Genomic DNA, 12,566 nt, shown 5'->3' on the forward strand with positions numbered 1-12,566 from the left:
ACAGATGTCGCGTGCGCAACATGGCGGCATGACGCCGGGCAAGCAAGAGGGTGGCAGGACATGAGTATCGCACTGGGCTGTATCGCCGATGATTTTACCGGCGCCAGCGACCTTGCCGCCATCCTGGCCAGGTCAGGCCACAAGGTGGGCCTGCGCATCGGCGTGCCACCGGCAAACGAAGACAGCCCGCCGTCCCCGTTCGAGGTTATCGCACTCAAATGCCGGACCGAGCCGGTGGACGACGCCGTGACGGCAACCAAGAAGGCGGCCAACTGGCTGATGGCGCGCGGTGCCGGCCAGCTCTACTGGAAATACTGCTCGACCTTCGATTCAACGCCTGACGGCAATATCGGCCCGGTATCGGAAGCCCTGATGGCGCGGCTGGGCGCAGACCAGACCATCTACTGCCCGGCATTTCCCGAAAACGGCCGGTCGATCTATATGGGCAACCTGTATGTGGGCGACGTGCCGCTTGATGAAAGCCCGATGCGGGACCATCCGCTGACGCCGATGCGAGACGCCAACCTGATGCGCCTGCTGGCCCCCCAGGTTGCGGGCAAGGTCGGACATATCGCCTGGCCGGACATTGCCAAAGGTGGTGCCTATATAGCAGGCAGATTGCGCGCGCTGGCAGACAGCGGCGTCGCTCACGTGGTACCGGACGCCATCTCGCAGGCCGACCTGGCAGCAATCTCCGAAGCAGTGCAGGACTTCAAGCTGATCACCGGCGGCAGTGCGCTGGCTCTTGACCTGCCGCGCCTGCTGGCGGCGAAAGGCAGTGTTGCAGCCACCGACGCCGACATCATCTCGCCTGCAACCACGGACGGCAACATCGTGCTGTCGGGTTCGTGTTCTGCCATGACCCGCGCCCAGGTTGCCGACTACAGTGCCGATGCCGCGGCTTACCGTCTCGACCCACTGACGCTGGCCGACGGTCCGGATGCGCTGGACCAGGCCCGGCAATGGCTGGCAGAACAGGACCCGTCTGCACCGAAGATCATCTATGCCACTGCGGAGCCTGCCGATGTTGCCGCAGCACAGGAGAAGCTGGGTCGCGACAAGGCCGGCCAGGTCGTGGAAGACGCGCTTGCCACACTGGCGCGCGATGCGTTCGGCCACGGTGTCAGGCGATTTGTCGTGGCCGGCGGCGAGACTTCGGGTGCGGTGACGCAGGCGCTGGCCACGGACCGGTTGGGCGTGGGTCGCGAAATAGCGCCCGGCGTGCCGTGGTGCTTTGCCGAGCGCGACGGCCAGACGTTCGCCATTACGCTCAAATCCGGCAATTTCGGCACGGAGGACTTCTTCACCCGTGCCCTGAAAATGCTGGGTTAGTATACTTGCTGCAAGATGGTAGTCATTGGCAAACACGCGCTTGCCAAAAGGTCATTGGCGGATCTCGCCAACTAACCGTGGCTAGATGTTGAAATGGGGCTTTGGATCCCTCTTTCAGGACAACTCTTGCGCATGTTTGGGTAAAAATACCTGAAATGGTTTTCCCATATTCCGGTCGACATGGCGCGGCCAGGACTATTCTTCTCCCGGCATCGCCTGGCTGGTGGGGTTTTTGTCCCTATTTTCCATTTCTCTTGGGAGTACCTGAACTTCTATGTCTTCGATCTCTCTCCGCGCTCGCTGACCCCTGCCACTCTTTTCACTAATGTCCAAAACCATCCGATGCGGTGACTTCGAAATCTTGACGTTTCGGCCAGAACAGAATGCAAGAAACGCGATGTACATGATGATCACCAGGGATGGCGGCGTAACCGTTATTGCGTCCCAGAGAAACCCGAAGGAATTTGCGGTTCTGATATCCGGGAACCACAAAGTGAAGACAAACAGGACCATGAAGACGAGTGTAGCCACCAACATGGGCGTGTTGGCGTCTGCGGGTTGGCGCATTATGTTCAACCAAAGGTAAAACCAACGCTTTAACATTTTTGCCGTCCACCTAAAGAAAGAGCCCCGTTTTGCGGGGCTCAGATTTAGTAATGCAAGCCCTGAGCTAGAAGAGTTTCAAACGAACTTCCTGACCAGTCTGCTTGTCCCTAAGAAAAAGTTCATTGTTGTTACTGACAATCTCCTCCACCAGAATGTCATAAACTCGCACAGCGTCTCGCACGACCTGCGCGGCAGACTCAACTTCCGTCTCTTCGACGAGCGCAAAAAGCCTGTCTTTTGCTCTGTCTCCTAGTTGAATCTGTATCTTGTACTTCTCACCGTTGGGTTTTCGACGGAGACCTTTCGATCGAGTCCTGGGCCTTTTTGCCTCTGACTCAGGAGCGTCCGCGAACTTTCCAACTTTAGCGTCCACAGTATCGACGGTTGCTTCACTCGCAATCTCGCTCATTGATACGCCACCTTTCATGCTTTCTAAGTTCAGCGCCTGCTTACGGATGTAGCACGTGAGGCGCGCCGACGTACAATTGCCACTTACTCTGGGCAAAAAGTATCAAAAATTACATTCATAGTCAATGTATTTCACATTGTGGAACATTAAAAAAGAGGGCCAAGGCCCTCTTTATTCACACCAAAGATCACCAACAAACGCATCAGTGATGCAAAGGCATGAATTTCACCAAATTTCCCGTCAACAAACTCACCTGAACCAAAATCCTCTTTCCGTAGTGGCTCTCTATCTCATATTCTATAACAATATCAACATCTTCACACTCAAATTCACAACGCCTACTCCTGAGGTCGACTTCCCTGACCAGGTCACCCGTTCTAAAGTCGGCCTCCTTTCCGGATTTTTTCCTCATGCGACATCTCCATTTACATAGGGGGATAAAAGGGGAGACTATAACGATACCTTTATATGACATAAATTTTACATTGTCAATATTACGTAAACTTGCGATACTGTCCGTACAAGCAACAATCAACTGCGCATTGATGTGGCGAGTTACCGCGGCAACCCACTATCATGGACACCGCTTCGGCGACCTTCGGCAGCACTTGCAACCTGAAGAGCCTGGTACTTTGGTGGGTAAAGCCGCCTCAGGCCCCGACGATAATGGCGCGGAAATCGTTGACGTTGGTGAGCGTCGGCCCGGTCATCACCAGATCGCCGGTGGCCTGAAAAAACCCGTAGGCGTCGTTGTCGGCGAGCATGGCGTGCGCATCCACGCCCTTGTCCTGCGCCCGGGCCAGCACATCGGGTGATATGCGCGCGCCGGCATTGTCTTCGGACCCGTCAATGCCGTCGGTATCGATGGCAACGCCGGAGATGTTGCCGGCACCCTTAAGGCCGATGGCCAGGGCCAGCGCATACTCCGCATTGCGCCCGCCCCGGCCCTTGCCTTTCAGCGTCACGGTGGTTTCACCGCCGGACATGATGATGGCAGGGCCGGTGGTTTCCAGCGCAATCCGTGCGTGAGCGGCACCCACATCGCGCGCCTCGCCTTCCAGATCATCGCCCAGGTCAATGACATGATAGCCGTGCTCGCGGGCGACTTTCGCCGCTGCATCTATGGACAGGCGCGGGGTGGCGACCATGCGGGTGTCGGCGCTCGCCAGCCGGGGATCGCCAGGCTTCGGGGTTTCTGCCGCATCTGTTCCCAGGAAAGAGCGCACCGAAGGCGCAACATCCAGATTGTACTTGTCGAGAATGGCCAATGCATCGGCCCGGGTGGTCGGATCGGCCACGGTGGGGCCGGACGCAACCGTGGAAGGATCATCACCGGGCACATCGGAAATCAGCAGGGACACGACCTTTGCAGGATAAGCACTGGCGGCCAGCCTGCCGCCCTTGATCGCAGAGAGATGCTTGCGCAGGCAGTTCATCTCGCCAATGGGCGCCCCGCTGGCCAGCAGGGCTTTGTTGACGGCCTGTTTTTCAGCCAGGCTGATGCCGGCGGCCGGCGCGGTCAAAAGTGCCGATCCGCCCCCGGAGATCAGGCACAGCACCAGGTCATCCGGCGTCAGGTCCTGTACCATGTCGTGAATGCGGGCGGCTGCCTCGAAACCGGCCTCGTCCGGTACCGGATGGGCTGCTTCGACAATTTCGATATGCCGGCACGGACAGCCGTGGCCGTAGCGTGTCAGCACAAGGCCTTCAAGCGGACCTTGCCAGTTGGCTTCAACCGCAGCCGCCATGGCCGCGGACGCCTTGCCTGCCCCCACCACAATGGTCCTGCCCTTTGGTGGTGCGGGCAGATACCGGGGCAGGCACAGCAACGGCTGTGCGGCTTCTATGGCTGCATCACACAGAGTTCTCAACAGATCCCGGTCCGGCATCAGGCAACTTCTCTTTATATCGGTTAGACCAGCCTGAGTGCCCGGTACCCGGCAACAGGAAAGGCAGGCATCAGTTGCGCACGATCATGACCGACTGATCTGCATGTCTCGCGACCCGGGCCGCATTGGGGCCCAGCAGATAGTCGGACATTTCAGGGCGGTGAGATGCCATCACGATCAGGTCGCAGCCCTGTTTTTTTGCGGTGTTGATGATCTCCTGATAGGCAGATCCGTGGGCGGTATGCACTTTGGCCAGCAGATCGTCAGGGACGATCTCGGATGCCAGCGAGGCGAGCTTCTCACTGCTGGACTGCAGAGCCTGTTCGGCATAATCCGACGGAAAGAAGCTCCCGACAACCGCCATACCGAAATCCGGGATAACGGTAAGCAAATGAATTTTCGCACCGTGCTGCTTTGCAAGCGCGACGGCTTCGGGAGCGGCTTTCTCCCACGAACTCTTGTGGCCGAGATCAACCGGCAAAAGAATGGACTTGTACATCCTGTTTTTCTCCCCTGTTACGCCGCTGCGGCTTTAGCTTCAGCGTCGGGATCATCCTCACGGTGCCGACGCCGCTGGAGAAAGATGATCAGACCGAGAAGCAGAAGCGCTGGAATGTAGAAGACTTCCTTCGGCATGCGATCCCGCTTCACCAACACCTTCTCGATGAACAGCGGTTTATCCAGGTCACCCATGGTGAACAGCTTGTCCAGATGTTTCAGCTTGGAATCCCAGGTCAGGCCATCGACCGCCACCTTGCCATCGTCTTCAAGAACGTTGAGGCCGGATTGGGTGAAACGGGTTTCTCCATCGCCCGACGCACCGAGGTTCAACTCAAGGAAGGTGGAATTGTTTTCATCAATGTCGTCGAAATCCGGTCCCACCAGTCTGACGCGCAAGGTTCCGCCGTCAGGCGCAGCCTCCGCCAGTTTCAATGCTTCAACACCTGGCCTTTCATCGAACGGCGGCGACACCCGGTCGAGCAGCAACCCCGGTCGGAACAGGGTCAGCGCAATCGCAAGCAGCGCAACGGTTTCCCACATCCGGTTGCGGGTGAAGAACCACCCCTGGGTGGCCGATGCGAATAACATCATTGCAATGGTCGCGACGACGAAGACGAACAGCGCCTTCATTGGCCCGACATTGATCAGCAGAAGGTCGGTGTTGAAGAGGAACAGGAACGGCAGCAGGGCAGTTCGGATGTCATACATGAAGCCCTGGACACCGGTCTTGATCGGATCACCCTTGGAGATCGCCGCCGCTGCGTAAGCGGCGAGCCCAACCGGCGGAGTATCGTCTGCCAGGATGCCGAAGTAGAACACGAACAGATGCACGGCAACCAGCGGCACGATCAGGCCAGATTTGGCCCCCAGTGCGACGATAACCGGTGCCATAAGCGACGACACCACCAGATAGTTGGCGGTCGTCGGCAATCCCATGCCGAGGATGAGGCTCATCACGGCGACCAGCAGCAGCATGACGATGAGAACACCGCCGGAGAGGAACTCCACCAATTCGCCAACCATGGCATGCGCGCCGGTGAGCGAGATCGCCCCGACGATCACGCCTGCTGCGGCCGTTGCAATGCCGATTGAGATCATGTTGCGGGCGCCAGCTATCATGCCGTCCACCCATTCCGACAAACCTTTGCGGAAGTTCGATGCCAAATCCATGTTGCCGCGGAACGCACCCTTGATTATGTGCTGCGTCAGCGCGATGAAACTCATGGCAAGGCAGGCGAAAAAGGCGGCTGTCGAGGGCGAGAGCCGGTCCGGTGTCGGCAGGATGCACCACAGCAAAATGACAATCGGCAGAATGTAGTAGAGGCCGGTCCACGCCGTGTCTGCGGCCTTCGGCAGCACCGTCATCGGGGCATCCGGATCATCTGTTTCAAGGTCGGGACGCTTCGAGGCAAACCACGCCAGCACCAGGTAGGCGATACCGGAGATGACGATGACCGAGAACATGGAGATGCCCGGGTAAGCTTCCTTGATGAAGCCGAGCGTGTAGTAGACGGCGATGAAGAGGAACGCCAGGACCAGGAAACCGGTCAGGAAACCAATCATCTTCTGGGCCAGAGTTCTTACTATGGTGTCTTTGGGCTTCGGGATGCCCTGAAGGTTCAGCTTGCAGGCCTCCAGATGCACGATGTAGATCAGCGCAATGTAGGACACGATCGCCGGGATCAGCGCGTGCTTGAGCAGGGTTGTGTATTCCACGCCGGTAAACTCGGCGATCAGGAAGGCGGCAGCGCCCATCACCGGGGGTGTGAGCTGCCCGTTGGTTGACGACGCCACTTCGACGGCGCCGGCCTTTTCAGCCGAAAGGCCTGTCCGCTTCATGAGGGGAATGGTAAAGGTGCCGGTCGTCACCGTGTTGGCGATCGAGGAACCCGAGTAAAGCCCGCTGAGAGCAGATGCGATCACGGCAGCCTTGGCAGGTCCTCCTCTGAAGGAGCCGAGCAGGGCGAATGCGATTTTGATGAAATAACCGCCCGCCCCGGCTTTCTCAAGGATTGAACCGAAAAGAACAAACAGGAAGATCATCTGCGTTGAAACCGCCAGCGGTTTCCCGAACACCCCTTCTTCCTGCATCCAGAAATGCCACGTGCCTTTTACGAAGGAGGCACCACCCCAGTTGCCGCCGCCAATATAGGCGTAGCCCATCAAAATGGCCGCAACGATCACCAGCGGCAGGCCGAGTGAGCGGTACACCGAGAGCGCCAGCGCCACCATCCCGATGACAGCAACAGTCATGTCGATACGGATATTCTCGTGGGCAAAATCGCCTGCGCGGTTGGCGATATTGGAATCCATCACCACCATGTACAGGATGGACAAGCTGCCAAGGGCAATGAGCACCCAATCGTAAAGCGGAATCCTTTTGGTTGGTGCGCCCCTGTAGAGAGGAAATGCGAGGCAGGCGAGCACCAGCGCGAACATTAAATGAATCTTGCGCGATATCGACAGATTGCCAATGAACTGGAAGAACGAGATTCCCGTCGAAACGGTCAGTTCGGCCGGCAGTGGTGAGGATATGTAGAGCTGGTAGATCGCCCATACGAAACAAATGATTGGAATAAGATTCTTCGTCGACCCACTTAGGTTTCTGCCTCCGGTTTCAACCTCCGCGACGAGCGCGTCTGCCTTCGACAGTTCTTGTTCCGCAGCCATTTTATCCCATCTCCCTCTTGCGCCGTATCTCCCGGCACGCCAGCAACCCACCGCATTTACGAGCTCGATTCGGTCGAGCTTCTATTTTTTTAACCAAATAAAAAGTGCCAAAAAAATGGAACGGGAAGGCGTAACCGCCTTCCCGCCTTAGGAGCAATTACATCATGCCCTTTTCTTTGTAGTACTTCATCGCACCGTCGTGCAGCGGAGCTGAAAGGCCGTCCTTGATCATTTCTTCGGCCTTCAGGTTAGCGAACGCGGGATGAAGTTTCTTGAACTGGTCGAGGTTTTCGAACACAGCCTTCACGACCTGGTACACAACCTCTTCCGGCACGTCAGAGCTGGTCACGAAAGTCGCGCCAACACCGAAGGTCTTTATGTCTTTATCGTTGTTGTACATGCCGGCCGGAATGGTGGCATTCCGGTAATACGGTTTGTCGGCAATCAACTTGTCGATCGCCGGGCCGGTCACGTTGACCAGGTGCGACGCGCAAGAAGCCAGGGATTCCTGGGTCAAAGCCGAAGGATGGCCAACCAGCCAGAAATAGGCATCGATCTTGCCATCGCACATCGCTGCGCCAGTTTCGGCAGACTTCATGCCGGCAGCCAGCGCCAGGTCTGACCGTTTCCAGCCCAAGGCTGCTTCCATCACATCCCAGGTGCCGAGCGTTCCGGACCCCGGGTTACCGATGTTGAGGCGTTTTCCCTTGGCATCGCTGATATTGCTGATGCCGGAATCGTCTCGGGCGATGACCGTTACTGGCTCCGGGTGAACGGAGAATACGGCGCGAAGCTTTTCAAACTTGCCCTTGTCCTTGAACTTGGACGTGCCGTTGTAGGCGTGATATTGCCAATCCGACTGCGCGACACCGAATTCGAGCTCGTTGGCCCGGATCGTGTTGATATTGTAGATGGAGCCACCGGTCGATTCCGCCGAGCAGCGGATGCCGTGTTCCTTGCGCTTCTTGTTCACCAGACGGCAGATGGCGCCACCGGTGGGATAATACACGCCGGTCACCCCGCCCGTGCCGATTGAGACGAATTGCTGATCAGCAGCGTTTGCCGAAACGGCAAAACCAGCAGCAACAGCTGCTGCAAGTGTGTATTTCAGAATTGATTTCATTATGTAAACACTCCCTTTTCACGAAACAGTGAAACGGGAGCCTATGTCGGTTCTGCGCGTGAGTCCACATGCTACGAATCTGCGCAACAAAACGACAATCTGCCTGATGGAAACCTGAAAACGAGATGGTACAGGCGGATGGATTTGAACCAACGGCCTCCGGATCCACAATCCGGCGCTCTAACCAACTGAGCTACGCCTGCACAAAAACTCGTTCAGCGGGCCGCAAACTATGCCGAAGGCCGATGTTTTGCAAGTCACAAAGGCAACGACCGAAAAGGCCCTAAAAACGCAACCTTCAGATCAGATGACAACCCCATTAACCACCCTGCTATGCCAAGAGTCGCGACCACCTCAAGAAGTCATGGACGGCGTGCGCAAAACCGGCTTAAACTGCGCTCCGGATGCGGCGGGTGAGACAGGGACCTGATTTAGATCTCTGTTTTTGGGTAAGCCAGACCGGCCTGGGGAATTGTGTTGAGTGTAGAGACCGCGCCATCACTTGATGAGCTGAATAATGCTGTCACGCCGGCATGGCTGTGGGACGGCGCACGGCTGCGTATTGTCTGGGCCAATGCCGCTGGTCTGGCGGTTTTTGGCTGTGACAGCCTGTTCGACCTCATCGACATGCCGTTCGACGAAACCGACCCCGGCGCGGGCCGTGTATCTGAACTGGCCAGAACCGCGGCAACCGGCGAAAGCTGGCAGGAAATGGTGAGCTTTGCGTCAGCCGTAAGCGACGCGCCGTTCAGCGTGACCTTGCATGTGCACGCGCTTGCCGACGGGCGCAATGGGCTTTTGATGGTTGCCGAAACGCCGCCTTCGGGCTCGGCGCAGGCTGCACAAGATACCGGGCAGGCAAATTCAGTGCTGGAGAGCCTGCCGGTTGCAACTGTGATCTGCAGTGATGATGGCGCGATCAGCTATGCCAATGCGATGGCCCGCAGCCTGTTCGGGCAATCCACGCCGGCCTCGCTTGCGGAAATCTCCGAGCAAGACGTTGCGGCCAGGATATTTGACCGTGCGCGGCGCGCCGGCATTGCCAGCTCGATTGCAACGATGGCGACCGGGTACGGTAATCGCGAAATCAGGGTGACTGCAAAGCTGATCACCTTGCCTGACGACACTGATGGCAGGTTTTCACTGATACTGGAGGACGTTACCGAGCGCCGCGCGCTTGAGCGCGCATTACCGGCATCCGGCATGCCTGTCCCGGCACCAGCTACGGTTGGACCCGCAGAGCAGGCAGAAACCATAAGAGAACTGCGGCAGGCGGTTGAAGCGGCAACCGCCCAGACGTCCGCAGGCACGCCGGCGAAGACTGTGGCGCCGGAAACCCCGCCTGCCCCGGCCCGGGCGAATGCGAAACCTCCGGCGCGATCCAGCGCGCCTCCAGCACGGACCGCCGCACCAGCTGCAAAAACCGCCGGCTTCGGCGTGGCCGACATCGTGCGCAAGGCACTGTCAGACATTCCCAAGGCCATCGTTTTATACCGTGCCGGCAAGCTCGTTTATGCCAACCAGGCGATCGCCGCCACATTGGGCTGCGCCAGTGAAAATGACCTGGCCGGGCGCCACGATATTGCCGCAGCTCTGGGTTCGCTGGCGAACAAGCAAGGCACAGTCACGCTCAAGCGGCGGAACGGTGAGGAAATCGAGCTCGGCGTGGATAAATCGACGTTCCCGTGGAATGACGGCGCCATGCCGATGGCAATACTGACTGAGACAGACAGCAAGAAGCCGAACGGGCCGGTCGCCGTGCCGGTTTCGCGCAGCGACGCAGCACAGCCCGACACCACAGCATCGCCCGACAGTGATACGCCCAGGGCCGCTGCGGTAACGCAGCCTGCACAATCTGCGGAGGATGACGCAAAAGAGCCGACTGCGCCAACCAGCACGAATGCAAAAACGCTGCAGCCAGAGGCGCAGGCAGGCCCGCAACCGGCCGTCAGCACATCGGAACTGATGTCTATTCTGGACACGGCGACGGACGGTATCGTGTTCCTGGCCGATGACGGCAGCATCACGCATATGAGTGCCGGAGCAGAAGCACTGTTTGGTGTCCATGCGGCCAGTGTTATCGACAAACCGCTCGCCGGCCTGATGGACAAGGCAAGCGCCAAAGTGGTGCGTGATTATCTGGCCGCGCTCGGTGACAGCGGCCTTGCCATGCTGTTCAATGGCGGCCGGGAGATCATTGCCAACGTCAATGATGGCGGCGATGTGCCGATTTTCATCACCATGCGCAAGATCGCGGTTGGCATGCAGGGCATTCCTGCATCAGCCTATTGCGCCGTGATGCGCGACATTACCCAATGGAAGAAGACCGAAGCAGAGTTGCGCGCATCGCGCGACGAGGCCGAACACACCAGCCGGCAGAAGTCCGAATTCCTGGCGCGTATCAGCCACGAACTGCGCACGCCGCTGAATGCCATTCTCGGATTCTCCGATATCATGCGCAACGGGCAGTTCGGCAAGCTCGGGTCGGAGCGCTACGAAGGCTACGCCAATGATATCCACACCTCGGGCGAGTACCTGTTGTCGCTGGTCAACGACCTGCTCGACCTGTCCAAGGTGGAAGCCGGCAAGCTGGAGCTGAACTTCATCTCCGTCGACCTGGGCCAGGCGATCGATTCCTGCATAAAACTGATGCAGGACGAAGCCACCGGGGCCCGCGTCGTGCTGCGCAAGTCGGTTGCGCCAAACCTGCCCCAGGTCGTGGCGGACATACGCTCGATCAAGCAGGTGTTGCTGAACCTGACCTCAAACGCGATCAAGTTTACCGACCCCGGCGGCCAGGTGATCATAACCGCCAAGGCGATTGATACCGGAGAGCTTCTGCTGTCCGTCACGGACACCGGCGTCGGAATGGACGAGGAACAGTTGAATACGGCACTGGAGCCGTTTCGAAGGGTCGAAGTGGCCGGACGGCCGGAAGTTCAGGGAACCGGCCTCGGCCTTCCGCTCACCAAGGCGCTGGTCGAGGCCAACCGGGCATCCTTTGAAATCTCCAGCGAAGCCCGCAAGGGCACGCGCATCGACATCACCTTCCCCACGACCCGCGTACTGGCAAGCTGAGCCGGAACAACAGCGGGAACCCGCGACTTGCCAGCGACCCTAACAAATCGCCGCAAGATTCTGTCTGGGTTGGAAACGCCCGGCGTTATGTTTCAGATTCAGGAATTTGCACTCCTTGCAAACGGCCCCATCCGGCCATTCGCGCCAAGCGGTTCTGCCGCACGGCAACATTCGTCAGCCGCGCCTGCTTGCGTGTTCAGAATCGAAACCGCCCTAAGAAAATAGCGGTCAGTCAGATAGCAAGACTTGAGTTTTGCTCATCTGATAACACGAACTCCGGTGAAGCATATGTCCCCAGTTTGGATGTTTTCAGACCGGCAGCAACCAGCGCTTCCACCAGAGTAACCGCACAGGCGACACCATCCACGACCGGCAAGCCAAATTCCTTTGCCAGCTGATCCATCAAATCGGTCATGCCGGCGCAGCCAAGAACAATTGCCTCGGCTTTGTCCTCGTTGATCGCCGACTTTATCTCCTGACGAATCTTGTCGATAGTCGCGACGTCTCCACGTTCAAGTTGCAGAACAGGTATGTCGGTTGCCCGGACTTTTGCGCACCGCGATGCCAGCCCGTACCTGGTCAAATTGGTCTCGAGCCCTGATACGGACCGCGACAGTGTGGTGATGACACTGAACCTCGCCGCAATCATACTGGCGGCATGGTAGGCTGCCTCGCCAATGCCAATCACCGGCACATCAACCAGGCAGCGTACCGCGTCCAGGCCCGTGTCATCAAAACAGGCGATGACGATGGCATCAACGTCCGGGTGCTGCTTTACCTCGGCAATCAAGCCCGGAATACACTCCGCAATATCCAGATAACCCTGAATGCTGGCAGGGCCATTTTGAGAGTTGGTGGCAATAATCTGTGTATCCGACCGGGCTGCCGCCTTTGCCGCGGTTGCTATTTTCCGCGTCATCGAGGCTGTGGTATTTGGATTAACAACAAGAATTTTCAT

8 protein-coding genes and 1 tRNA gene are annotated in these 12,566 nt (G+C 58.0%); 2 read left to right on the forward strand and 7 right to left on the reverse strand.

Annotation, left to right across the window (positions count from 1 at the left end; genetic code table 11):
* Positions 1–60 precede the first annotated feature (60 nt).
* The gene (gene otnK, locus DHN55_RS02305; RefSeq protein WP_108879780.1) at positions 61–1,332 is read left to right on the forward strand and encodes a 3-oxo-tetronate kinase; all 1,272 of its coding nucleotides are present in this window, start codon (positions 61–63) and stop codon (positions 1,330–1,332) included.
* Positions 1,333–2,002: 670 nt separating this feature from the next.
* Here otnK and DHN55_RS02315 read toward each other — a convergent pair.
* From DHN55_RS02315 to DHN55_RS02345, 6 genes are all read right to left on the reverse strand, one after another.
* Positions 2,003–2,347, reverse strand: coding sequence for a hypothetical protein (locus DHN55_RS02315; RefSeq protein WP_108879782.1), 345 nt, complete (start codon positions 2,345–2,347; stop codon positions 2,003–2,005).
* A gap of 650 nt (positions 2,348–2,997) precedes the next feature.
* Positions 2,998–4,236 carry a DUF4147 domain-containing protein gene (locus DHN55_RS02325; protein ID WP_108879784.1) on the reverse strand — a complete coding sequence of 413 codons (1,239 nt, stop codon included), beginning with the start codon at positions 4,234–4,236 and terminating at the stop codon, positions 2,998–3,000.
* A gap of 70 nt (positions 4,237–4,306) precedes the next feature.
* Positions 4,307–4,735, reverse strand: coding sequence for a universal stress protein (locus DHN55_RS02330; RefSeq protein ID WP_108879785.1), 429 nt, complete (start codon positions 4,733–4,735; stop codon positions 4,307–4,309).
* A 17-nt stretch (positions 4,736–4,752) separates the two neighbouring features.
* Complete coding sequence (locus tag DHN55_RS02335) at positions 4,753–7,407, reverse strand: TRAP transporter fused permease subunit (protein WP_108879786.1); 2,655 nt, start codon at positions 7,405–7,407, stop codon at positions 4,753–4,755.
* Between the two features lie 157 nt (positions 7,408–7,564).
* Positions 7,565–8,530 (reverse strand): TAXI family TRAP transporter solute-binding subunit, encoded by a 966-nt coding sequence (locus tag DHN55_RS02340; RefSeq protein WP_108879787.1) that lies wholly within the window; start codon positions 8,528–8,530, stop codon positions 7,565–7,567.
* A gap of 126 nt (positions 8,531–8,656) precedes the next feature.
* Positions 8,657–8,733: transfer RNA gene (locus DHN55_RS02345), tRNA-His, on the reverse strand.
* Positions 8,734–9,007: 274 nt separating this feature from the next.
* On the opposite strand from DHN55_RS02345, the gene DHN55_RS02350 reads away from it, so the two are divergent.
* Entirely contained in the window at positions 9,008–11,608 is a 2,601-nt protein-coding gene (locus tag DHN55_RS02350; protein WP_337659833.1) for an ATP-binding protein, read from the forward strand.
* A 232-nt stretch (positions 11,609–11,840) separates the two neighbouring features.
* Here DHN55_RS02350 and DHN55_RS02355 read toward each other — a convergent pair whose 3' ends face one another.
* On the reverse strand, positions 11,841–12,566 hold the full coding sequence (locus tag DHN55_RS02355) for an aspartate/glutamate racemase family protein (protein WP_108879789.1): 726 nt from the start codon (positions 12,564–12,566) through the stop codon (positions 11,841–11,843).

This window comes from Anderseniella sp. Alg231-50, from assembly GCF_900149695.1.
Lineage (GTDB): Bacteria > Pseudomonadota > Alphaproteobacteria > Rhizobiales > Aestuariivirgaceae > Anderseniella.